Below are 23356 nucleotides of genomic sequence, written 5' to 3' on the forward strand. Positions count from 1 at the left end.
CCTGTGACAACGCGTCGGGCAACTCCGATCCCCCGATCGGCCCGACCATTCAGTTTTTGCCGGCTCGCGCCCGCATCTTCTCGACAACTTCGGTGATGAACGTCGATACCGAGTCCAGCTGTAATACATACGACCAGTAGTCCGGATGAGTTCCCGACAGTGACGCACTCGCTCGCTCGATCCTTGCTAGTTGAGCATCGAGTACGGAGCCCCACTCCGCCACCAACCCTTGGTTAACAGCGAACATCTGGGCGTCTTTCAGCCGGAAACGAACCTCACGTTCCTTTTGGCTCGGATCTGCCCGGACTGCACGCAGAGTAGCGAGACGGTCCGTCACGGCGTCGGCACACGCTTCGGCGTCGGCGAGGTGCACGCGGGCTTCGGCCATCAAAGCCAGTGCATGTTCGGGGTTTCCCGCAGCCAGCGACTGCTTCGCTTCCTTGAGATCGATGTCGGCCTGATCGATATGCGCTCGGCTGCGACTGCTGTTGTCGACGAGGTCAGCGGAACTCGCGGCGTTGAACTCGCGCAGCAATGCGGAGTACGCCGGATCCAGGCGGTCCACTCGAGTGCGCACTGCCGACAACCTGGTCGAAACGGAGGAGATCGTCATCTCGGCACGGTGCTGGGTCGACGGGGCTTCTGCCAATGCTTCCTCGAGCGCCGATACCGCTTCGCGGACACTCTCGGCCCGCGTGCGGACTGCGTCGGCGCGACCGGATGAGCGCGCATTGTCGAGCGCTGCAACCGCGTCGTCGAGGTGTTCGGAGGCCGTCACCACCGACGGGTACTCGCGATAGCGCTGATCGGTGGCAGCCAGTTTTTCCCGGACGGCGTTCGCCAGGGTTCGGGCCTGCTGGCCGAGGACGGGAATGGCGGACATCGTGACCGTCGCCTGCTCGAGGTGCGCACGATGCCCGTTGTAGAAGGCGTCGACGCCCTTTGCCGCCTCGACGAGTTCGGCTACCGACTTTTCGAACGCCGCCCGAGCACCGTTCGGGTTCTGGTGGAGTACCTGATCGTTGCCATAGCGCTCGGATGTGTCGAGGTAGTCCGACGCAGCCTGGAAGCACCGATCCCGAACGGGTTCCCACGCAGCGCGCAGCCCTCGCTCGGGGTACAGCTCGGCGGAAGCGTCGACTGCTGCCGACGCGATGGTCTGCCGCTTGTCCATGTCGAGGAACGCCGAAACCATGGCCGTCTGCGCCTCCCGCGCACGACTGACCGACTCCCCCACTCTTGCCCCCCGATTGAAGCGCTCCGACCATCTTCCCACCACGATTGAATCCTACGGGTCCAGCACTTCGCTTCTCGGTTCGTAATTCTGCTGTTACGGCGAACACACCGGAACTGCGGTTAGGGTGGTGGAGGTAAACACACTCCCAAGACGACTTCGCGTCGTAGTGGGCCTTGTCTCTCCTCTTGAAAGGACCCCTGAATGGGCGTCAGCTTGACCAAAGGCGGCAATGTCTCTCTCACGAAGGAGGCCCCGAACCTGACTGCAGTGGTCGTCGGCCTGGGCTGGGACGCACGTTCCACCACCGGAGCTGCTTTCGACCTCGACGCCAGCGCAATCGGCGCAGGCTCGAACAAGAAGGTCCTCTCCGACCAGCACTTCATCTTCTTCAACAACCTCCGTTCGCCCGACGGCTCGATCGAGCACAAGGGTGACAACACGGACGGCGAAGGCGAAGGCGACGACGAGCAGATCGACGTGAACCTCGCAGCGGTTCCTGCCGAGGTCGAGAGCGTTGTCTTCCCCGTTTCGATCTACGACGCAGAAGCTCGCTCGCAGTCCTTCGGCCAGGTCCGCAACGCGTACATCCGCGTCGTCGACAAGTCGAACGGCAACGAGCTCGCTCGTTACGACCTCTCCGAGGACGCTTCCACCGAGACCGCCATGGTCTTCGGTGAGCTGTACCGCAACGGTGCAGAGTGGAAGTTCCGCGCAATCGGCCAGGGCTACGCGTCCGGCCTCGCGGGCATCGCGCGCGATTACGGCGTCAACGTCTGATCTTCGCTCTCGACGAGCTGACTCGGGGAAGGTTCCGCAGTAGTCTGTGGAACCCTCCCCGTTTTCACGTTCGGATGCGGTGAGAGACCGCTTGCAGTAACCACTCTGCATTGACCAACTAGAAAGGGCCACGCTCCGTGGTACTGCGAATATTCGGTTTATCCATCGCAATTTCGATCCTCGCGATGATCGTTGCGTTCATCTACGGCGGACCCGAGGCACTGTTCCTCGTCATCATCCTGTCGATTCTGGAAATCTCGCTTTCCTTCGACAACGCCGTCATCAACGCCACTGTTCTGCAAAGAATGAGTGAATTCTGGCAGAAGATCTTCCTCACCATCGGCGTCATCATCGCCGTCTTCGGTATGCGTCTGGTGTTCCCGCTCGTGATCGTCTGGGCTGCATCCGGTCTCGGACCCGTAGCTGCACTCGACCTCGCACTGAACCCGCCTGCGGACGACGCCGCGTACTTCGCCAACGGCGAGCCGAGCTACGAAACCATCCTCACCGACGCTCACCCGCAGATCGCTGCCTTCGGTGGCATGTTCCTGCTGATGCTCTTCCTCGGATTCATCTTCGAAGAGCGTGAGATCACCTGGCTGTCCTGGCTGGAGAAGCCGCTCGCTCGCATCGGCAAGCTCGATCAGCTCTCCGTCGTCGTGGCCGGCATCGTCCTGGTTCTCAGTGGTTCTTTCCTCGCTGCTGACGACAAGGTCTCCACCGTCATGATCTCGGGCGTTCTGGGCATGATCACCTACATCGCGGTCAACGGATTGGGTGAACTGTTCAATCTGCCGGAAGAAGGCGAAGAGGAAGAAACCACCAAGTCCGGCGGCCCCACGCAGCTCGCGAAAGCGACCGGTAAGGCCGGCTTCTTCCTGTTCCTCTACCTCGAGGTCCTCGACGCGTCCTTCTCGTTCGACGGCGTCATCGGCGCATTCGCCATCACGGCAGACCCGATCATCATCGCCCTCGGCCTCGGCTTCGTCGGCGCGATGTTCGTCCGTTCCATCACGGTCTTCCTGGTCCGCAAGGGCACGCTCTCCGATTACGTCTACCTCGAGCACGGTGCGCACTGGGCCATCGGCGCTCTGGCCGTCATCTTGATGGTGTCCATCGGCGTTCACATCAACGAGATCATCACCGGCCTGGTCGGTGTCTTCTTGATCGGCGCTGCTTTCATCAGCAGCCTCATTCGCAACAAGCGAATCGCGAACGCAGATCCGAAGTTGGACGAGAACACTCCGGCAACTGTCTGACGTTCTTTTTCACGAAACGCCCGCGACCAATTGGTCGCGGGCGTTTTGTTTGTTATGCCTGAATTGAAACGCTCTGCATTCACAACCGCGCGCCAATTGTTCAGCCGCGCGCCAAATTCAGCCTGCGGGTGAACAATTGCCCTGCGGGTGCGAAAAACCTATTCGTAAGGGAAACCATGAACGAGATAGTCATAGAGCGCGCAACGGACGAGGACGCCGCGGAAATCCTTGTTCTACAACGCTGTTGCTGGGTTTCGGAAGCAATCTCCAACAACAGCATGGACATACCCCCGCTCCACGAGGACCTACCCACGGTCCGAGCCTGGGTTCAGCAGTCGACGGTCTGGGCCGCACGACGCGGCGGACGGCTCGTCGGGGCCGTGCGAGGAACCGCGGACGGAACCGCATGGCAGATCGGTCGCCTCATGGTGGCACCGGATTTGGCGGGCAACGGCCTCGGCCGACGCCTCTTGCAGCACGTGGAACAGAACGCTCCGGAGCACATCACACGTTTCGAGCTGTTCACCGGAAGCAGGAGCCTGCGGAACATTCGCCTGTACACCCGAGCGGGCTACTCCCAATTGCCGCCGGACCCCAGCCACATCCCCGGAGTCGTCTACCTGTCCAAGCCGAACGCCATCAACTCCGACTGAACGGCGATACTGACTTCTGTGGTGAACATTCGCGTCGCAGCGCAGACAGACTTGCCGTTCTTACGTGAGCACGACTCGCACGTCGCTGCCGAGGAACTCGCGTCAGTGGTCCAACGCGGCCGGATACTCATCGCCGAGGACAACGGTAATCCAATCGGATGGCTGCGCTGGGGCTTGTTCTGGGACGAGATTCCGTTCATGAACATGCTGACCGTCCTGTCTCCGAACCGCGGCCAAGGCATCGGGCGCGCTTTGGTCACAGGTTGGGAAAAACGCATGAGCCGCGCGGGACACTCGCAGGTCCTCACCTCCACACTCGCCGACGAATCAGCCCAGAACTTCTATCGCGCAATGGGATATACCGACGCGGGAGTTCTGTTACTCCCAGGCGAGCCCTCCGAAATCTTCCTACGCCGAGACCTCGAGCCTGCGCCCGATCTGACCGATCCCCACATTACCCGCGAGTAATATATGGTGGTCGTCACACCGCGATCTCAGGGTGGGGCGTGGCACACCAATGTGGAGGACGAGTATGTCGTCAAGGGTCTTATCTCGCACAGTTGTCGGAGTACTCGCGGTTGCACTGACAGGCGTCGGTGCACCGGCAGCACTCGCGCAGCCGGCTCTTGCCCAGTCCCCTGATGACAGTTTCTACAGCTACGAGGGCGCGGCGCCTCTCTCGTCGTACGCTCCAGGCGCGGTCCTCGAGACTCGCACCGTGCCGTACACCATTCTCAACATCCCGACCCCGATACAGGCAGTGCAGGTTCTCTACCGATCAACCGACGCCCTCGGTCAGCCGTCGGCCAACGTCACCTCGATCCTGCGCCCGGCCAACGCTCAACCGGATAAAGTTGTTTCGTACCAATCCTTTTACGATTCACTGAACCCCGACGACAGTCCGTCGCGGGCCATCGCGGGCAACACCCCGATCGGAGATTGGACGCCGAGTGGGCGCAATTTCAACGTCGGCGGTACCTTCACGTCCATCGAGGCAGCCTTGTTCGGGCCGCTCTTCGCATTGGGCTACACGATCGTCGTCCCGGACACCGAGGGCCCGGATGCAAACTTCGCTGCCGGACCCGAATACGGGATGATGACGCTCGACGCTCTGCGTGCCGCCCGCGATGTCCCGGAAACCGGAATCACCGACGACGCAGAGATCGCGCTGATGGGTTACTCCGGCGGAGCGATCGCCACCAACTGGGCTTCGATACTCGCTCCCGCATATGCACCGGAGATCAACGACAACTTGATCGGTGCCGCGCAGGGAGGCGTGCTGGTCAATCCGGCCAACAACCTTCGCTACGCGAGCGGAAGCATCGGGTGGGGCGGCGTGGTCGGCATGGCAGTCGTCGGCGTTGCGCGTTCGTACGACATCGATTTCGGGAAGTATCTCAGCGACCGTGGACGCGACGTCATGGCTCGACTCGAAGACGCGTCCATCGGCAATGTGCTGGCACAGTATCCCGGACTGACCTGGCAGGATCTGGTCAAACCCGAGTACGCCGATCCCAATACGGTTCCCGAGTACGTCGATGTCGTGAACAAGATCAACATGGGCACCGCGGCGACACCGACCATTCCGATGTTCATCGCGCAGGCGGCCAACGGCACCATCGAGGGCACCCAACCCGGCGGCCCCGGTGTCGGAGCGGGAGACGGCGTGATGATCACGGGCGACGTCCGCACCCTCGCACGCAAGTACTGCGACGCCGGCCTGGCGATTCAGTACGACCAGTACGACACCATCAGCCACTTCCTCGGCGCCATGCTCTGGCTCCCCGGTGCGCTCGGCTGGGTCGACGACCGCTTGAACGGCAAGCCTGCACCGTCCAACTGCGCGAACATTGCACCGGGGAACTCACTTGCGCCGCAAGAACATGCGCGCTGACTGACAGCGACCCCGAATCTACTTCGACGGTTCCACCTCCCACCGAACGTGAGTCACCAACGGTTCAAGGCTAAGTCGGCTGACGGCGGATTCCAGGAGTCCGTCGTCTCGCTCCGCGGCAGCCAGTTCGGCCACCACCCGCACGCGGTCGCTGTCCGGGATGTCGAAGGACTGCACTGACCGGAGCTGAAACTCGGGCCTCGAAATGGACTGCACGGTAAGACCTCTGATGTGAGCTTCGGCGTCGCCGTGACAGGTCACCTCGAAGGTGTAGTCCGCGGGTGGTTCTTCGCGTCCGGTTCGGGCAGGCTGGTGATCCATCATCCGGCCCAACGGCCTCAACAGCGTGTTCGCCAACATGATTGCGCCGGCACCGAACACCGCGACCCAGTACATTCCGCCACCTGCCAGTGCGCCGACGGCGGCAGTGGCCCACAGAGTGGCGGCAGTGTTCAGGCCGGTGACCGACGCACCCTGCTTCATGATCACTCCAGCACCGAGGAAACCGATCCCCGAGACGATCTGCGCTGCGACGCGCGTCGGATCAGCGTCCGGGCCCTGAAACCCGTACGCGCCCATGATGACGAAGAGCGTCGCACCCAAGCTCACCAACGCGTTGGTTCGCAGACCCGCCATCCTTGCGCGCCATTGCCTTTCGATCCCGACGGCAGCGCCGAGGACGAGCCCGAGCGCTATCCGCACAAGGATGACGTGGATTTCCACGGTGAACTCCTAGAGCCAGGTCGCGAATCGACGGATGAACATTCCCTTGGCCACCTGCGTGACGACGCAGTATGCCGCGAGAGTGAGGACCAGCCACGGGAAGTAGTTCCACGGCAGTGAAACCAACCCGAGGGAATGACCCCAGGACGTGAACGGGAACACCAGCGCGAAGACGCAGGCGGCGCCTGTGCTGAGCAGTACCGGCAGCGATGCACGCGACTGGATGAACGGGATCTTGCGGGTGCGGATCATGTGAACGATCAGCGTCTGCGAGATCAATGACTCGATGAACCAACCCGATTGGAACAGCGCTGCATGCTCGGGAGAGTTGGCGGCGAACACGAACCACATCAGCGCGAACGTCGAGATATCGAAGATCGAACTGATCGGGCCGATGAACACCATGAACCGGCGAAGGCTCTTGGTCTCCCACTTGCGGGGCTTCGCGAGGAAGTCGTCGTCGACACGGTCCCACGGGATCGTGAGCATCGAGAGATCGTAGATCAGGTTCTGCAACAACAGAACTACGGGAATCATGGGGATGAACGGCAGCAGGGCACTGGCGACGAGCACCGAGAAGACGTTCCCGAAGTTCGACGACGCAGTCATCTTGATGTACTTCTGGATGTTTCCGAAGGTACGACGCCCTTCGATGACTCCTTGTTCGAGTACACCGAGGTCCTTCTCCAGCAAGATGATGTCCGCGGATTCGCGGGCGATGTCCGCCGCTGTGTCAACGGAGATGCCGACGTCCGCAGCCCGCAGTGCGGGTGCGTCGTTGACACCGTCACCGAGGAAACCAACCGTGTGGCCGACCCGGCGCAGCGATTCGACAATGCGTGCCTTCTGCATCGGATCCGTCTTCGCGAATACGGTTGTCCGCTGCACCAACTCGTCGAGGGCGTCGTCGCTCAACGCTTCGATCTCGGCGCCGGATACAACAGCTCCCACGTCGATACCGACTTTGCCGCAGACGGTTTCGGCGACCAGTTCGTTGTCACCCGTCACTACCTTGACCGCGACTCCGTGGCTCGCGAGGGCTTCGATCGCCCCGGCCGCAGATTCCTTCGGCGGGTCGAGGAAGGCCAGCAGTCCAACCAGGGTCATGCCCTCTTCGTCGGCCGTCGAGTACTCGCGGCGCTGCTCTTCGACGACTGTCTTGGTTGCCACCGCAAGCACTCGCTTACCTTGACCGTTCAGCTCCGCGACCAGACGGTCGACTCGGGCCAGCCATCCCGGTGTCAATTGGTGGGTCACCCCGTCCAGTTCCACCGATTCACAGACCGAAAGGAGCTCTTCCACTGCACCTTTGGTTACGATCAGATCGGCGTCTCCGTGGTCGACCACCACGGAGAGTCGACGGCGCTTGAAGTCGAAGGGAATCTCGTCCACCAACCCGTGGCGACGCGAGATCTCCTCGACCACTTCGGGACCGGCGGCCTCGATCACCGCGTCGTCGAGAAGACTGCGCAATCCGGTCTGATTCACGGAATTGACCGCCGCTAGCCGCAATACGTCCTCGGACTTACGTCCGGCAGTATCGAGATGCTCACCGAGAACGATGCGGTCCTCGGTGAGAGTTCCGGTCTTGTCCGTGCACAGAACGTCCATGGCACCGAAGTTCTGAATCGCGTTGATCTGCTTGACGATCACCTTCTTGCGCGACATGTGGAGCGCACCCTTGGCCAGGTTCGCCGTCACGATGAGCGGCAACATTTCCGGAGTCAACCCCACCGCGGTGGCGACGCCGAAGAGTAGTGCTTGGCTCCAGTCCTTGGTCAGTCCGTTGATGATGAACACCGCGGGAACCATGATCAGCATGAACTTGATCAGCAGGTAGCTGACACTGCGCACCCCGACGTCGAAGCTGGTTTCGGGTCGCTTGGACGCCAATTGTGCTGTCATGGCACCGAAGTAGGTCCGCTTGCCGGTGTGTACCGCAACGGCGGTGCCGCTGCCCGACACGACGGAAGTACCCATGAACCCGATGTTCTCGGCTTCGAGCAGGCGATCGACGTCGATCCCCGACGACGGGTCCGCCGACTTCTCGGCCGGCATCGATTCACCGCTGAGCATGGACTGATTGACCTGTAGATCCTTGGCCCGGATGATGCGGACATCGGCCGGGATCATGTCGCCGGCGGCAAGCTGGACTACATCACCTGGCAGTAACTGCTCGATCGGAATCTCAGCCGTGACCACGGTGTTGTTGATCTTGCGGGTGGCCGCGACGGTCGTCGTAACCATCGCCTTGAGCGCCTCGGCGGCGCGGCTCGAACGGTATTCCTGCCAGAACCTCAGTGAGACACTGACAAAGATCATCAACCCGAGAGTGATGATGCCCTCGTAGGAAGGACCGTCCTCGGGGTCCGCCCAGACCACGTCGGTCCCGACCATGATCAGGGCGAGGAATACCAGGATCAGGATGAACGGGTTCTTGAAGGCCCCCGCGAACTGCACGATTGCCGGCGCCGGGCGGTCGTGGCGGACATCGTTGCGCCCGTATTGCCGACGAAGATCGTCGATCTGATCGTCGCGAAGGCCGTTGGCCGTCGTGGTCAGATCGGCGAGGACGGTGCGCGTGTCCGAGGCCGAGTAGTCGACCAATTCCTGTGCGCTTTCCTTTGCCAGGACTGTTGAATGTGTTTGTTGTGCACTGTTTCTCGTGGGCCGTGGCCGCAATGCGAGAACGGAAAATGACATGACGAATCTCCTCGGCTGCCCGAACACGCCGGACCATGCCAGTGCATGAGGGCAGCAGAATGCGCTGAGCGACAATGGAAGTCGTCAGCGGACGCGGCAAAGCCGCGCAGATGAAGCCGAGGATGCAAAGAGTCAGTGACTGAAGAGCAAAAGACCGGGGTGAGCATCGTCGGCAAGAACAGAAGGATGGGTCGAATATCGACTCGGCGGGTCGTCCACGATGGTCACCTCCTGAAAGTTCGGGGCGTCCGATGACGCCACACAAAGTACATGCGCACAGCACACGCCAGGAGAACCGAATATCGACGTACTCTCGCCTTCGCCGGAAGAAACCGGCATCAAGCTGCGAAAACACCTCCACGTCCGAGTTTTGGCACTGCACGACGTGTCCCGATCAAGACCGGGAAGCCACTTTGGATCACCCCTTAAGCCGGGGAGATCTGTCCTAACCTTGGGCGTCTCTCGACGTCGTGAGATCAGTGGCCTGTGTTCGTGCAGAAGCCTCACCTAACGAGGTACTGCACCCAGAGGGTAGTTCTCAAATCTGTTGCCTGTCAACCGAGCAACTCAGACGGCGGGCAATCCTGCCCGTGCGACGGCGCCGGCGAAGAGTGCCGTCACGGCGGCACCCATCACGCTCTGATCAACTTCTTCCGGATCCACGGAGTGTTCGAGAACGAGCCCGGATATCAAGGCCATCAACGAGATTGCAGTGGTCCGCACATCGAAGGAATCATCCACTCCCCATTCTCGGGCACGTTCGCCGATCAACTCCACGAGTTGACTGCGCAAGTGGCGACGCTCACGTAAGTACGCCTGTGCGATCTGCGGATCACGTCCGGCGAGCACTCCGAATTCGAGGACGAGCAGTGACCACCCCGGGTCGTCGACCATCCACGTGGCAATGGCCTCGCCACCTTTGCCCGCCGCGTCGGACGGGTTCATCCCGGCGATCTCGGCAAGCACCCGGCCGGCCAGTTCGAGAGACCGTTGCGCGAACAGTTCGGCGAACAGATCTTGTTTCGACTCGAAGTTGGAGTAGACAGCCCCCTTGGTGAAGCCCGCTCGGCGAGCAACTTCAGTGAGACGTGCGGCACTGAATCCGCGCTCCGCAAACTCTTCCGCCGCAGCGTCGAGCAGTCTTTGCCGCACCACGTCACGTCCGGGGCGGGTTACCGGCGTCCAGTCCGGTTGACGAGATTCAGTCACGATACCTAGAGTATTCAATACCTCGGGTATTGACAAGCTCTTTACTTTCGACAAGATCAGGACTCTTTCGTGACCACTACGCATCCGGCACACGCCGCACCAGACAACAGCTCCACCCACGACGAACACCACCACGACAATCTGCTGGTGAAATACGGCGCACCCAAGGTGATGGCCGCGCTGTTCGTCGGCGTGCTCCTGCTGCAGATGGGCTTCATCCTCAGCTACGTCGCCGCCTTCCATCAGCCGACTCCGCGAGACATCGAAATCGCGGTCATCGCCGATCAGGGCACACCCGACGGCATGGATCAGCAGATCGCCGACAAACTCAACGCCATCGACGGCAGCCCGCTCGACGCTCAGGTGGTCGACAGCACGGCGACCGCTCGCCGCATGATCAACGACCGCGAGATCCAGGGCGCGTTTGTCATCAACCCGGCCGGACCGGACACCCTGATCACCGCGAGCGCAGGCGGCAGCTCCATCGCGACGTCACTCGAAGCGGTGTTCACGAAGGTCGAGGCGACACAGGACCGACAGTTCGTCGTCCGCGACGAGATCCCCGTCGGAGCCCACGACAACCGCGGCCTCTCGGGCTTCTACCTCTCGGTCGGCTGGGTCGTCGGCGGCTATCTCCTTGCGGCAGCCATCGGACTGTTCATCGGTGCGCCGAAGACTCTCCGCCAGGCAAGCGCACACACGGGCGTGATCGCGATCTACTCGATCATCTCGGGAGCCCTCGGCGCCCTCATCACCTCACACGTACTCGGAACCTTCGCCGGCCACTGGTTCCCGCTCTGGATCCTGGGAACAGCCGTGGTGTTCGGCACCGCCATGTTCACACTCGGATTGCGCGCCGCCATCGGCGTTCTGGCAGTCCCGCTGGCTATCGCCGTCTTCGTGATTCTCGGCAATCCCAGTGCGGGAGGCGCATTCGGCTCCAACGTGATTCCCTCGTTCTATGCCGCCATCGGCCGGTGGATCACACCCGGCGCCGGCACCGAAGGCGTGCGGAGCATCGTCTACTTCAACAACGTCGGCGTCGGCCAGCCTGCTCTGACGCTTTTCCTTTACGCGCTGATCGGTGCGGTCATGCTGTTCGGCTTCACGATCCGCCGTAACCGAAAGTCCACCGACACGACGCCGACTCCAGCTGTGGCGAACGCCGACTAGTCCTAGTCTGAACTCATGACGAGCCTCCTCCACCCCAACGCCTCGCACGTCGCCGAAACACTGATCTCGCGGGGTCACCACGGCGTCATCGTCACGCAGCCCGACGCCACGCACACCGCGGCCGAGGCAGCGGCGGCCGTAGGGGTGGAGGTAGGCGCGATCACCAAGTCACTGGTGTTCCTTCTCGACGACGATCCGGTCCTGCTGCTGGTCTCCGGCGCGCATCAGGTGAATCTGAAGGCCACCGGCGAACGCCTCGAAGGCAAGCTCACGCGGGCGCCGCTGGAGATGGCGAAGTCCGCGACGGGCCAGCCGATCGGTGGGGTCGCTCCGCTCGGGCATCCCACCAACCTGCCCACCTACATCGATACCGCCCTCGAGCAGTACCCCGAGTTGTGGGCAGCCGCCGGGCACCCCAACACGGTCTTTCGCACGACGTACTCCGAACTCCTCCGAATCACCGCCGGCCTCGCCGTCGACATGGACTGACGCACTTCAGCCAACCCGGTCCGAAACCACTCAGACGTGCGTCCACCTATAGTTGGACGCACCATGTGCACTGCAACCAGGACCCCGGCCGGCAACCACTGGCGTCGACGGCACGTAGATCTGTGCCGCACCGACGCCTGTCTGTGTATGCCGAGCGCAGTCACCTCGACCACACCGCACACCTCGAGTTCCAGCCGGAGAGTTCCCGTTGTCTGACAAGCCGAATGCCGTTTCCAGCCACACCACCCCCGACGTCCCCGAAGTAGCAGCGACGCCCGAGTTGTCCACCGGCATCTGCGCCGGTGACTACCGCGCTGCGCTTCGCCGCCACCCCGCCGGTGTCACCGTCGTGACCCTCGATTCGGGTACCGGCCCGGTGGGTTTCACCGCCACCTCGTTCTCGTCCGTCTCCCTCGAGCCGCCGCTCGTCTCGTTCAACATCGCGGAGACGTCGTCGAGCATCAATGCACTCAAGGCAGCCGAGTCCTTGGTGATCCACCTTCTCGGCGAACATCAGCAGCATCTGGCCCAGCGCTTTGCGCGTAGTGCCGATCAGCGTTTTGCAGACGAGTCACTGTGGGCAGTGCTCGACACCGGGGAGCCGGTGCTGCACGGCACCCCCAGCTGGATGCGCGTCAAGGTCGACCAGCTGATCCCTGTCGGCGACCACACGCTGGTCATCGGACTCGTCACGCGGGTTCACGCCGAAGAAGACGACGAATCCGCTGCCGCGCCCCTGCTCTACCACGAGGGCAAGTACTACCGCCCGACTCCGTTAGGTCAATAGACAACTGTGCGCCTTTATTAACCGCCCGCGGTTAATAAAGGCGCACAGCAAGTTAGAGCGCTACGTACTTGGTATCGAGATACTCGTCGATACCCTCGGTTCCGCCTTCACGGCCGAAGCCCGATTCCTTCACCCCACCGAACGGCGCGGCAGCATCGGAGATCGCGCCGCGATTGACGCCCACCATGCCGGTGTCCAGCTTGGCCGAGACGCGCATTGCACGGTCGATGTCGCGGGTGTAGAAGTACGCCACGAGACCGTACTCGGTGTTGTTCGCAGCCGCGATCGCTTCGTCTTCGGTGTCGAAACCGACCACTGCCGCAACGGGTCCGAAGATCTCTTCCTTCAGCAGGCGCGCGTCGGCGGGCACCTGGTCGAGGACCGTCGGGGTGAAGAAGAACCCGGGGCCTTCGGGTGCCGATCCACCGGTGCGAACGCGAGCACCCTTGGACACGGCGTCGTCGACGAGTCCGGTGACGGTTGCGAGTTGCTTGGTGTTGATCAGCGGTCCGATGTTGGTGCCCTCGGCGTCACCGGCGCCCACCTTCAAGGCCGCAACCTTGGCGGTGAACTTGTCGGTGAACTCCTCGCGCACCGAGTTGGCGACGTAGATGCGGTTGGCCGCGGTGCAGGCCTCGCCGCCGTTACGCATCTTCGCGAGCATTGCGCCGTCGACAGCTGCGTCGATGTCGGCGTCGTCGAAGACGATGAACGGCGCATTACCACCGAGTTCCATCGACGTGCGGAGCAGCTTGTCAGCAGCATTGCGCACCAACAACTTTCCGACGCCAGTGGAGCCGGTGAAGGTGACCTTGCGCAGACGCGCATCTTCCATCAGCGGCCCACTGATGGAGGCCGCGTCGGACGTCGGGAGGATCGAGAGCACACCGTCGGGCAGACCGGCATCGGCGAACACCTGACCGAGGAGCTGCATGGTCAGCGGCGTGTCCTCGGCGGGCTTGACGATGATGGTGCAACCGGCAGCCAGCGCCGGTCCGATCTTGCGTGTGCCCATGGCGAGCGGGAAGTTCCACGGGGTGATCGCGAGGACCGGTCCGACGGCTTCCTTGGTGACCAGGATGCGACCGTTGCCGGCCGGAGCCTGCGTGAAACGTCCGCCGATGCGTACTGCTTCCTCGCTGAACCAGCGCAGGAATTCGCCGCCGTAGTTGACCTCACCGCGGCTCTCTGCCAACGACTTACCCATTTCCAGGGTCATCATCAGCGCGAAGTCCTCGGCGCGGGCGTGCAGCAATTCGAAGGCGGTGCGCAGGATCTCGCCGCGTACACGTGCCGGAGTGGCCGCCCAGTCTTCCTGCGCCGCAGCGGCGAGGTCGAGCGCACGGATACCGTCGGCAGCGGTGGCGTCGGCTACCTGGGCGAGTTCCTCACCCGTTGCCGGGTTGTAGACCGCAAAGGTCTTCTCGGCCGGGACGAGCTTGCCGCCGAGCCAGAGACCCTTGGGTACCGAGTCGAGAAGATCCGAGACGTTGGACATGTCAGTTCCCCTGTGCTGCAGTGCGGATGGCGGTCTCGAGGACGGTCAACGCGTCGTCGAGCAGCTCTTCGGAGATGACCAGCGGCGGGAGCAGACGGATGACGTTGCCGTAGGTACCGCAGGTGAGGATCACGACGCCGGCAGCGAGGCATTCGGCGGCGATCTTCTTGGTGATGTCGGCGTCCGGCTCCTGCCCACCGGGCTTGACCAGCTCGATGGCGAGCATCGCGCCGCGACCGCGAACGTCACCGATGACGTCGAGTTCCTTTGCCAGTGCGTTCATTCGGCCGACGACGGTCGACTCGATGGTGCGTGCGCGGCCACAGAGGTCGAGCTCACGCATCTGGTCGATGGACGCCAATGCAGCGGCGCAGGCGACGGGGTTACCGCCGTAGGTGCCACCGAGGCCGCCGGGGTGGACGGCGTCGATGAGCTCGGCGCGGCCCGTGACAGCGGCGAGCGGCATGCCGCCTGCGATGCCCTTGGCGAGAGTGACCAGGTCGGGGACGATGCCCTCGTGATCGCTGGCGAACCAGGCGCCGGTACGAGCGAAGCCTGCCTGAACCTCGTCGGCGATGAAGACGACGCCGTTCTCCTTGGCCCACGCGACGAGCGTCGGGAGGAATCCTTCTGCGGGAACGATGAATCCGCCCTCGCCCTGAATGGGCTCGATGAGGATGGCGGCCGTGTTGGCAGCACCGACCTGCTTCTCGATCATCGTGATGGCGCGCTGTGCGGCCTGCTCACCGGTGATCTTGGAGCCATCGACGTTGAGGCCCTCGCGGTACGGGTAGGACATCGGGACGCGGTAGACCTCGGGGGCGAACGGACCGAAGCCGCTCTTGTACGGCATGGACTTCGAGGTCAGTGCCATCGTGAGGTTGGTGCGGCCGTGGTACGCGTGGTCGAAGACGACGACTGCGTCGCGACCGGTTGCGTGACGGGCGATCTTGACGGCGTTCTCGACGGCTTCTGCGCCGGAGTTGAACAGCACGGAACGCTTCTCGTGGTCACCGGGGGTGAGCTCGGCGAGACGCTCGGCGACCTCGACGTAGCCCTCGTACGGAGCGACCATGAAACAGGTGTGGGTGAAGTGCGCGACCTGATCCTGAACGGCGGACACGACGGCCGGGTTGGAAGCGCCGACGCTGGTCACCGCGATACCGGCACCGAGGTCGATCAGCGAGTTGCCGTCGACGTCGACGATGACTCCGCCGTCTGCGTCGGCGACGTAGACCGGGAGGGTGGATGCGACGCCGGCGCCGACGACCTTCTTACGGCGTTCGGCGAGCGCAGCCGAGCGCGGGCCCGGGAACTCCGTGACGATGCGACGCTCCTGCGGAAGCCGGTATTCGATTGCACTCATGTGACCACCCTCTCGGTTGTGTATTGCATTCGAGTATGCGACGCGCGAAGCATCGCAAGCACTGCCGAAATGGATACCCGGAGCTCCAGGGCTACTCCATATCGGCAACGACAGCTAGCCTTGATCAGGTGACGGTTCCGATCTCGTGGCTCTTGCGCCAGAAACACCTCTCGCTGGCTCTGCTCACCGACCGCGCAGCTGCCACCCACCCCGTCACGTTTGCGCAGGCCACAGAGCTGACGGACCCCACCCCGTGGCTTTCCGGCGGCGAATTGGTGCTCACCACCGGGCTGGCACTGGTGGGCGCCGACGCCACCGACTACAGCGAGTACATCGACCGTCTGGCCGCCGCAGAAGTATCGGCTCTGGGTTTCGGGACCGGCCTTTCCCACGAGAGTGTGCCCACAGACCTGATTGCCGCCGCCCGCAGCCGCGGACTCCCCCTGCTGGAAGTGCCGTTCACGACCCCGTTCGCGGCAGTCACGCGCGCGGTGATGACCCGTCTGAGCCAGCAGGAATACGAATCGGTACTCCGCGCGGCAGAAGTACAGACGCGCATCACCCGCGTTGCACTGCGCGGTGGCGTGTCTGCCATCGTGCGCGAACTGGCCACGGCCACAAAAACTTCGGTGGCGTTTGTCGGAGATCGGATCACCGCGGTGCATCCGGCAAACCAGAAGTCGTTGATCACCGAGGTTCGCGCGGTCGCGGCCACCACCCGCGATCCCAACGCTCCGGCGTCGATCTCGCAGAGCACACCCGAACGGACGCTGACACTGTCCCCCGTCGGCGTCACCGACAGTTGGCACGGCTACCTCGCCATGGCGGGCGCCGGGCCCCTGAGCAATATCGACAGAGTGTTGCTCGGGCATGCGGTCTCGCTGCTCACTCTCGAACTCGAGAAACCGGTTCGACTACGGGCCGAGCGAACTCGACTCAACGCCATGGCTTTCGGGCTCTTACTCGACGGCCGAATCCCCGAAGACAGTGTGCCGTCGTACTTGGACGAGGCAAGCGACACGCACGGCAACATTCGTGTCGTCCACGTTCGCGGATCCGGACTCGGCCCAGTTCTTCGCGAACTCGACAACGCTCTCGCGCGAGCAGGCCGGCCGTTGTTCGCGCAATCCGAGGACGGTTCGCTGACCGTCCTCCTCCGCGGAACCGACACAATCGACACCGCCAAAACACTACTGGCGCAGCTCTCCCCCACCGAAGCGAAAGCCGTGCGTGCCGGAATCAGCACCCCTCACCGTCTTCTCGACGCACCCCGCGCACTCGTCCAGGCCCGCGCCGCGGCCAACCTCACGACGGCTACGGCGCGTATTCTCGAGTTCGACGCTCTGAGTGGTTCGACGATTCTGGCATCCGAGTCTGCCCGTGAGGCATTGATCGCCATGGCTGCGGACACCATCCCGGTGCTGACGGAACACGACCAGGCACACGGAACCGCACTGGCCGCGTCTTTGCGCGCCTATCTCGAGGCAAACGGCCAATGGGAGTCGGCTGCAGCCGAACTCGGTGTTCATCGGCACACCCTCCGAGGTCGCATCGCACGCATCGAGGAACTGCTGCAATGCGACCTCGGGCAGGCCAGGGTCAGAGCCGAACTGCTGCTATCGCTACTCGCCTGGGAGGGCCGCTGAACGCTCCGCGGCGTGTACCGAAGCGAAACTGGACGCACCGCGAACGAGTAGTTCGAGTTCGGCGTCGACCGTGCAGAGACGGGCGGTGTCCAGCGCTCCACTGCGGCTCACGCTCGACATCAAAGCCGTGAACCGGCGCACCGTTTGCGGATTGGCGGCGGTCCACAACTCGACGACCTCCGGAATACCTTCACCGAGCGCACCGGACACGAGGTCCGCGAAACGCGCCGTCAACCTGGCATGGACGGCAGCGCTGCCCATGACCTCCCAATGCGAGGCACCGACGGCGACGTTGACGCCGCCGAGAACATCGCCCAGATCGAGAGCGTCGGAGAGTTCCCGATAGATCGCGGCTGCGGCCGCGGCCGTCGTATTCTCCTGCAGTGCAATGTCTGCCAGGGCGAGCGCTCCGAAAGACGCCTCGATGCGCTCGCTTGCCGACAAACCGTCGGTGAGTTCCCGCACCGGGGCTGCCCACCGATCGATGTCGGCGCGCGGGTTCACGGTGAACCGGCCGGCAGCACCCGGGCGGCGCAACACCCAGCTCATTTCGGATTCCAACAGCTGCTGCAAGCGATCGAGAGCCTTCAGCTGTTCGGTGGCACTGAGATCGGAGTTCAGGATTTCACGTCGAAGGTCCTCCGTTCCAAGCACTTCGCTGACTACGGCGTAGGCCAGAGCCGCTTCCGGACTGCGAACTCCGAGGTGTTCCTCGAGCCGGAACAACACGCCGGGGCCGACGCGGTTGACCAGTTCGTCGACAACCGAGGTGATGATGATGTCGCGGCCCAACCGATGTGCGCGGACTGCGTCCGGTGCGGCCTCGACGACGGAGAGCGGGAAGTACTGCGGGAGACGATCGGCGAAGATCTGATTGTCCGGGACCGTCGATGCGCCCAGTTCCGCAGTCAGTACGTTCTTCGACTGCGCCACCAGCACAGCAAGTTCCGGCCGCAGGAGACCCTGCCCGGCACGCGCCCTGACCGCCAGCGCCTTGGCGTCGGGCAGAGATTCTTCCAGTCGCTTCATGGCGCCCGCCGAGACGAGGTTCTCGATCAACCGCTCGTGCTGATCGAGCAGGGCCGGTGCGCGGTGCTCGGCCAGGCTGATCGCGAGGGTCTGATCTTCACTGGCCTCGAGCACCGATGCGGCCACCTCGTCCTGGGCCGCCGCGAGTAGTTCATTGCGCGAGGTCGAGTCCAACGCTGCGAGTGCGATCTTGATGTTGACCTCACGGTCCGAGGTAGCCACGCCGGCCGCGTTGTCGATGAAGTCGGCGTTGATTCGGCCTCCGCCAGCGGCATATTCGATGCGGGCACGCTGGGTGAAGCCGAGGTTGCCGCCCTCACCGACCACCGTCGCACGCAACTCGTCAGCGCTGACGCGAACTGCGTCGTTGGACGGATCGGCCGCGTCGACGTTGCTTTCGGTCGACGCTTTCACGTAGGTACCGACGCCGCCGTTCCACAACAGGTCCACCGGAGCACACAGGATCGCTCGGATCAGTTCCTGCGGGGTCAAGTTCTCCTCGGTGATTCCGAGGGCCGCACGCGCCTCGAGCGGAAGGCGGATCGACTTCGCGCTCCGCGGCCAGACGCCACCGCCCGGCGACATCACGGTGCGATCGAAGTCGTCCCAGGACGAGCGCGGCACGGTGAAGAGGCGAGCGCGTTCGGCAAAGCTCGTCTCGGTGTCGGGGTTCGGGTCGATGAAGATGTGGCGGTGATCGAATGCCGCGACCAGACGGATCTTGTGCGAGAGCAACATTCCGTTGCCGAACACGTCGCCGGACATGTCCCCGATACCCGCGACGGTGAACGGATCGGTGTCGACATCGAGGTCGCGCTCGGCGAAGTGCCGTCGAACCGCTACCCAGGCGCCGCGAGCGGTGATGCCCATCGCCTTGTGGTCGTAGCCGGCCGAACCGCCGGAAGCAAAAGCGTCGCCGAGCCAGAAACCACGCTCGACGGCGATGCCGTTCGCGACGTCGGAGAACCGCGCTGTCCCCTTGTCTGCTGCCACGACGAGATAGGAGTCTTCACCGTCGTACTCGATTACTTCTGCCGGGTGTACCGCAGCGCCGTCGACGATGTTGTCCACCACGTCCAGCAGGCCGCGAATGAAGGTGCTGTAAGACTCCTGCACCTGCGCCGGAGTCGGTGACGACGTGCCCCGAACCACGAACGCGCCCTTGGCTCCCGAAGGAACGATCGGCGAATTCTTCACGCTCTGGGTCTTCATGAGACTCAGAGCCTCGGTGCGGAAGTCCTCGTATCGATCCGACCAACGCAGGCCACCACGGGCGACGGAGGAACTACGCAGATGCACGCCTTCGACATTGGGTGCGCTGACGTAGATCTCGCGGAAGGGAACGGTCTTCTGCGGAGTGGAGAGCAACTGCGAGTCGATCTTGAACGACGCGTACGGTAGCGGTTCGCCGCTCTCACCGCGCAGGTACCAGTTGGTGCGCAGAGTCGCCTGCAGGAACGAACGCACGCCGCGCAAGACGCGATCCTCGTCGAGAGTGTCTGCACCGTCGACTGATTCGTCGATAGCTGCCGTTGCGGTAGCCACAGCTGTCTCACGCACACCCGCCACGGCGGGGTCGAAACGCGCGGTGAAAAGTTCGATCGCCTGCCGTACGAAGAGTGGCTTCGCTGCCAACACTCCGACGATGTAGCTCTCGGACAAACCGATACGAGCCTGAGCGAGGAAACGGCACGCAGCGCGCAGCAACTCTGCATCGCGCCAGGTGATGTCTGCTCGTCCGATCAGACTGGAGAACGCATCCATCCGGGTCTGTCCGGCGATGACGGCTTCGAAGGCGTCCGCCATCTTCTCCAGCGCACTGCCGTCGAAGGTGCTCGGCTCGAAGGTGAAGTAATGCGCCGAACCCAGAACGGTCGGAAGCGGGCGGTGCGTCGAAACTCGGAGTCCGAGAGACTCGAAGTTCTCGCACAGATCGGAGAGCGAGGGCTCTCCGGACGGCCACAGCACCACGCAGGTCAGATCGTCACTGTTCAGGTTGTCACCCTGACGGAAGACGAGTCGCTGGCCCGCTGCTGCCAATTCGGCGACCAGTTCGAGCGCCGGGTCACCGGATCGATCACCGCCTGCCGGTCTCGATTCTGCAGCTGCGGTCTTGGTCGCCGATGATGTGCTCGCCATTGAACACCCTCCTGGAAATTATTGGATCCGAACACTTTCCAGTGTTGCGTGGATCACCGGAAAGAGGTCGTGCCCGATAGGAGTACCAACCCCCATCGGGCACGACATTTCGGCAGTTGCGGTGAGCTCAGTCGCCCAACCTGATCGGAGCAAGCTCCTCGAACACGTCGCCGGGTCCGGGATTCTCGGCAGGCGCAGCGCCGCCGAGATGGTTGACGACGCCCCATACCGCGTTGATCGCGGTCTGGATCGCGCCCTCAGCCCAGCCGGCGGTCCACGACACGTCGTCACCGGCGAGGAAGATTCCCCGATGACGCGGTTCGAGATCATTCTGCACGAAGTGGGAGAACAGGCGCTCCTGGTAGCGGTAGTGCCCCGGAAGGTTCGCCTTGAATGCGCCCATGAAGTCGCGCTCGGTTTCCCACGACAGCGTCACCGGGCTCGAGATGATGTGGCTGCGGAAGTCAACGCCGGGGTAGATCTCTTCGAGAGAGCGCAGCATGATGTTCATGCGCTCGGTGGCGTCGAGCGCCAGCAGCTTCAGCGAATCGTCCGACCAGGTGTACGACAAGCAGATCAGGCCTGGCTTGCCCTCGCCTTGATCCAGCAGGTAGGTGCCGCGACTCATACGGTCGGTCAGTGTCATCGACACCGAATCACGGCCGGTCACGGGGTCCTTGTCCTTCCAGAACGGGCGGTCGACGAGAACGAACACCTTGGTCGAACCCATGTAGTGAGTTCGCTCGATCGCAGTCCAGTGGTCGATCGGGAACAGATCGTCGTCACACCTGATATTGTTCAGCAGCATCCAACTCTGCACTGTCACAACGGCACTCGCATACGTGCGAATGAAACCTTCGGAGTCGGTGACCGTGATGTTGCCGGGCTCGGTACGCCGGAGTTCGGTGACGCGGGGACGCGTCTCACCGTCGTTGAGCGAAGCGACCGTAGTACCGGCAGGCCAATGCGCCATGTGCGCCGGGGCGCGGTTCCACAACCGCATCGGCAGCTGCTGCGATCCACCGACGATGCCGCGGTGGTCGTCGTCGGCGGCCGTGATGACCACACGAAGGATTTCGAGGATCGAATTGGGGTAGTCGGTATCCCAACCGCCCGTACCGAATCCGACCTGTCCGAACACTTCCCGCATGTGGAAGGACTTGAAGTGCTTCGACGCGGCGAGGAATCCGTAGAACGTCTGGTCGTCGTAGCGCACCACGAGGTCGTTCCAGATCCGCTTGATTTCTGCGGTGTCGCGGTCACGAATGGCCTGCTGCAACGGAATCAGATCGGCATGCTCTTCGAGAGTGCGCTGCCAGGCCTGCGCCACCTCGGTGTAGATCGGCGGCAGATCCTCGAGAGTGTGCGCGTAGTGGCTCTCGCCCTTGAGATCGATGACGGTGCTCGGCGTGACCTCGGCAAGGGGATTGGGGAACTCTTCGGTCTGCAGACCCAGTTCGTTCAGGTAGTGGAACAACGTCGTCGACGACGGTGGGAAACGCATTGCGCCCATCTCGGCGACCACCCCGGGGTGCCCGTCGAACTCGACCGACCGCATCCGGCCACCGATCTGATCAGCTTCGTAGACAATCGGTTTGAGACCGACCTTGAGCAACTCGTAGGCCGCGATCATGCCGGAGAGTCCGCCACCGATCACGGCAACTTCTGTACCCAGTGCCAGATCGGGCACCGAGCCGAGTCCCGCCGGACTGGAAACGTAGTCGTCGTACGGGAACGGAAAATCCGGCCCGAACATCGTGAGGGGCGGCTGCTTGCCGGGTTCCGAGGAACTGTCCGGAGCTACTGGGATGGTCATCTACGGTTCTCCTTGGAGACAGTCGTGACAGAAAGGTCTGGATACAGATCGAGGCGTCGATCGTCGAGATGCGTGTTGAGGGTGCGCGATTGCGAGACGGTGGCGGCGGCGATATCGGCGAGGAGCAATTCCGGGCCGACCCCGGCCCTCGCCAACTCGGCACCGTCGGGCGCGATGGCGCACGAGAGACCGCAGTATGTCAGCTCGGTTTCGGCGCCGCAGCGATTGACGTAGGTGACAAACATCTGACTCTCGTATGCGCGGGCCGGAACCACTTGCTGCGCAATGTGTTCGTACGGAGTCATCAACCCTGTCGGCACGATGAGCCATTCGGTACCGGCGTCGGCATGGGCCCGAACCGCTTCCGGAAATTCCACGTCGTAGCAGATCAACAACCCGCAGCGGATGCCCTCGAAATCGAACCCGACCACCAGGGTCTCACCTGGCCGGAAATGTTCGCGGTCGAGCGTGCCGAACAGGTGCGTCTTGCGGTAGTGCGCAAGCGAAGTGCCGTCGCGGTCCACCACCTGCACACTGTTGTAGACATCTCCCCCGTCGAGTTCGGGGTAGCCGTAGACGACTGCGATGCCGGCGCTTCGAGCAATCGCGGCGACGGAATCGAAGATGGGGCCGTCGGCCGGTTCCGCGCGTAGCGACACCAGTTCGCCGATGTCGTAGCCGGTTGCGGACATCTCCGGCGTCAGCAGGATCTTCGCACCGGATGCTGCAGCCTCGCGGGCAGCAGTGTCGATTGCAGCGAGGTTGAACTCCACCGACGCAAAGGTGTCCGGGGTGGTGAGCGGACCTTGGAACAGGCCAACTCGAACTGAATCGACATGCATGGTGCGCTCCTTCAGGAGTTCCGTGACGCCAATTTTCGACGGTGTGTGTGACGGGGACAACTACCAGCGTGACGGGTGCCGCCAATCATGTCAACTCTTGTTTCCTAAGAATCAAC

18 protein-coding genes and 1 riboswitch are annotated in these 23356 nt (G+C 63.0%); of the genes, 9 read left to right on the plus strand and 9 right to left on the minus strand.

Going from position 1 to position 23356, the window contains the following annotated elements; translation table 11 throughout:
* Positions 1–49 precede the first annotated feature (49 nt).
* Complete coding sequence (locus M1L53_RS06250; RefSeq protein ID WP_007727045.1) at positions 50–1195, minus strand: hypothetical protein; 1146 nt, start codon at positions 1193–1195, stop codon at positions 50–52.
* Between the two features lie 243 nt (positions 1196–1438).
* Between M1L53_RS06250 and M1L53_RS06255 the strand changes: the two genes are divergently transcribed.
* The 5 genes from M1L53_RS06255 to M1L53_RS06275 all read left to right on the plus strand — a co-directional run bounded on the left by M1L53_RS06255 (position 1439) and on the right by M1L53_RS06275 (position 5820).
* Positions 1439–2014 carry a TerD family protein gene (locus M1L53_RS06255; protein ID WP_003941199.1) on the plus strand — a complete coding sequence of 192 codons (576 nt, stop codon included), beginning with the start codon at positions 1439–1441 and terminating at the stop codon, positions 2012–2014.
* Positions 2015–2151: 137 nt separating this feature from the next.
* Complete coding sequence (locus M1L53_RS06260) at positions 2152–3273, plus strand: DUF475 domain-containing protein (RefSeq protein WP_054187878.1); 1122 nt, start codon at positions 2152–2154, stop codon at positions 3271–3273.
* Positions 3274–3449: 176 nt separating this feature from the next.
* Entirely contained in the window at positions 3450–3926 is a 477-nt protein-coding gene (locus M1L53_RS06265) for a GNAT family N-acetyltransferase (RefSeq protein WP_050655991.1), read from the plus strand.
* A gap of 18 nt (positions 3927–3944) precedes the next feature.
* On the plus strand, positions 3945–4394 hold the full coding sequence (locus tag M1L53_RS06270) for a GNAT family N-acetyltransferase (RefSeq protein WP_054187877.1): 450 nt from the start codon (positions 3945–3947) through the stop codon (positions 4392–4394).
* Positions 4395–4458: 64 nt separating this feature from the next.
* Positions 4459–5820 (plus strand): lipase family protein, encoded by a 1362-nt coding sequence (locus M1L53_RS06275; protein ID WP_054187876.1) that lies wholly within the window; start codon positions 4459–4461, stop codon positions 5818–5820.
* An 18-nt stretch (positions 5821–5838) separates the two neighbouring features.
* Here the strand turns inward: M1L53_RS06275 and M1L53_RS06280 are convergent, their stop codons facing one another.
* The 3 genes from M1L53_RS06280 to M1L53_RS06290 all read right to left on the minus strand — a co-directional run bounded on the left by M1L53_RS06280 (position 5839) and on the right by M1L53_RS06290 (position 10398).
* Entirely contained in the window at positions 5839–6543 is a 705-nt protein-coding gene (locus M1L53_RS06280; RefSeq protein WP_003941187.1) for an MgtC/SapB family protein, read from the minus strand.
* A 9-nt stretch (positions 6544–6552) separates the two neighbouring features.
* The gene (gene mgtA, locus M1L53_RS06285) at positions 6553–9246 is read right to left on the minus strand and encodes a magnesium-translocating P-type ATPase (protein ID WP_054187875.1); all 2694 of its coding nucleotides are present in this window, start codon (positions 9244–9246) and stop codon (positions 6553–6555) included.
* 348 nt (positions 9247–9594) lie between these two features.
* Positions 9595–9768, minus strand: a riboswitch (M-box (ykoK) riboswitch).
* Positions 9769–9813: 45 nt separating this feature from the next.
* The gene (locus M1L53_RS06290; protein WP_054187932.1) at positions 9814–10398 is read right to left on the minus strand and encodes a TetR/AcrR family transcriptional regulator; all 585 of its coding nucleotides are present in this window, start codon (positions 10396–10398) and stop codon (positions 9814–9816) included.
* Positions 10399–10524: 126 nt separating this feature from the next.
* Between M1L53_RS06290 and M1L53_RS06295 the strand changes: the two genes are divergently transcribed.
* From M1L53_RS06295 to dszD, 3 genes are all read left to right on the plus strand, one after another.
* The gene (locus M1L53_RS06295) at positions 10525–11628 is read left to right on the plus strand and encodes a membrane protein (RefSeq protein WP_003941129.1); all 1104 of its coding nucleotides are present in this window, start codon (positions 10525–10527) and stop codon (positions 11626–11628) included.
* A gap of 15 nt (positions 11629–11643) precedes the next feature.
* On the plus strand, positions 11644–12117 hold the full coding sequence (locus tag M1L53_RS06300; protein WP_003941167.1) for a YbaK/EbsC family protein: 474 nt from the start codon (positions 11644–11646) through the stop codon (positions 12115–12117).
* Between the two features lie 208 nt (positions 12118–12325).
* The gene (dszD, locus tag M1L53_RS06305; RefSeq protein WP_003941189.1) at positions 12326–12904 is read left to right on the plus strand and encodes an NADH:FMN oxidoreductase DszD; all 579 of its coding nucleotides are present in this window, start codon (positions 12326–12328) and stop codon (positions 12902–12904) included.
* Positions 12905–12956: 52 nt separating this feature from the next.
* Here the strand turns inward: dszD and M1L53_RS06310 are convergent, their stop codons facing one another.
* Positions 12957–14402, minus strand: coding sequence for an NAD-dependent succinate-semialdehyde dehydrogenase (locus M1L53_RS06310; RefSeq protein WP_042922728.1), 1446 nt, complete (start codon positions 14400–14402; stop codon positions 12957–12959).
* Between the two features lies 1 nt (position 14403).
* Entirely contained in the window at positions 14404–15768 is a 1365-nt protein-coding gene (gene gabT, locus M1L53_RS06315) for a 4-aminobutyrate--2-oxoglutarate transaminase (protein WP_007727077.1), read from the minus strand.
* Between the two features lie 128 nt (positions 15769–15896).
* Between gabT and M1L53_RS06320 the strand changes: the two genes are divergently transcribed.
* Entirely contained in the window at positions 15897–17414 is a 1518-nt protein-coding gene (locus M1L53_RS06320; RefSeq protein ID WP_054187874.1) for a PucR family transcriptional regulator, read from the plus strand.
* Here M1L53_RS06320 and M1L53_RS06325 read toward each other — a convergent pair.
* The 3 genes from M1L53_RS06325 to M1L53_RS06335 form a co-directional block, all read right to left on the minus strand.
* A complete protein-coding gene (locus M1L53_RS06325; RefSeq protein WP_054187873.1) occupies positions 17391–20582 on the minus strand; it encodes an NAD-glutamate dehydrogenase domain-containing protein in 3192 nt (1063 codons plus the stop codon). The genes M1L53_RS06320 and M1L53_RS06325 overlap by 24 nt on opposite strands.
* Before the next feature lie 127 nt (positions 20583–20709).
* Entirely contained in the window at positions 20710–22398 is a 1689-nt protein-coding gene (locus M1L53_RS06330) for an NAD(P)/FAD-dependent oxidoreductase (RefSeq protein ID WP_042452042.1), read from the minus strand.
* Positions 22395–23240 carry a carbon-nitrogen hydrolase family protein gene (locus tag M1L53_RS06335; RefSeq protein ID WP_042452043.1) on the minus strand — a complete coding sequence of 282 codons (846 nt, stop codon included), beginning with the start codon at positions 23238–23240 and terminating at the stop codon, positions 22395–22397. Before M1L53_RS06335 ends, M1L53_RS06330 begins: the two co-directional genes overlap by 4 nt.
* Positions 23241–23356: the final 116 nt, after the last annotated feature.

Source organism: Rhodococcus sp. T9N (genome assembly GCF_024436645.1).
In the GTDB taxonomy this organism is placed as follows: Bacteria; Actinomycetota; Actinomycetes; order Mycobacteriales; family Mycobacteriaceae; genus Rhodococcus_F; species Rhodococcus_F qingshengii.

Bases quoted from the DNA above. Each gene is read 5' to 3' on its own strand.
- M1L53_RS06250 (WP_007727045.1), bottom strand. From the start codon at position 1,195: ATGGTTTCGGCGTTCCTCGACATGGACAAGCGGCAGACCATCGCGTCG.
- M1L53_RS06255 (WP_003941199.1), top strand. From the start codon at position 1,439: ATGGGCGTCAGCTTGACCAAAGGCGGCAATGTCTCTCTCACGAAGGAG.
- M1L53_RS06265 (WP_050655991.1), top strand. From the start codon at position 3,450: ATGAACGAGATAGTCATAGAGCGCGCAACGGACGAGGACGCCGCGGAA.
- M1L53_RS06275 (WP_054187876.1), top strand. From the start codon at position 4,459: ATGTCGTCAAGGGTCTTATCTCGCACAGTTGTCGGAGTACTCGCGGTT.
- mgtA (WP_054187875.1), bottom strand. From the start codon at position 9,246: ATGTCATTTTCCGTTCTCGCATTGCGGCCACGGCCCACGAGAAACAGT.
- M1L53_RS06300 (WP_003941167.1), top strand. From the start codon at position 11,644: ATGACGAGCCTCCTCCACCCCAACGCCTCGCACGTCGCCGAAACACTG.
- M1L53_RS06310 (WP_042922728.1), bottom strand. From the start codon at position 14,402: ATGTCCAACGTCTCGGATCTTCTCGACTCGGTACCCAAGGGTCTCTGG.
- gabT (WP_007727077.1), bottom strand. From the start codon at position 15,768: ATGAGTGCAATCGAATACCGGCTTCCGCAGGAGCGTCGCATCGTCACG.
- M1L53_RS06325 (WP_054187873.1), bottom strand. From the start codon at position 20,582: ATGGCGAGCACATCATCGGCGACCAAGACCGCAGCTGCAGAATCGAGA.
- M1L53_RS06330 (WP_042452042.1), bottom strand. From the start codon at position 22,398: ATGACCATCCCAGTAGCTCCGGACAGTTCCTCGGAACCCGGCAAGCAG.
- M1L53_RS06335 (WP_042452043.1), bottom strand. From the start codon at position 23,240: ATGCATGTCGATTCAGTTCGAGTTGGCCTGTTCCAAGGTCCGCTCACC.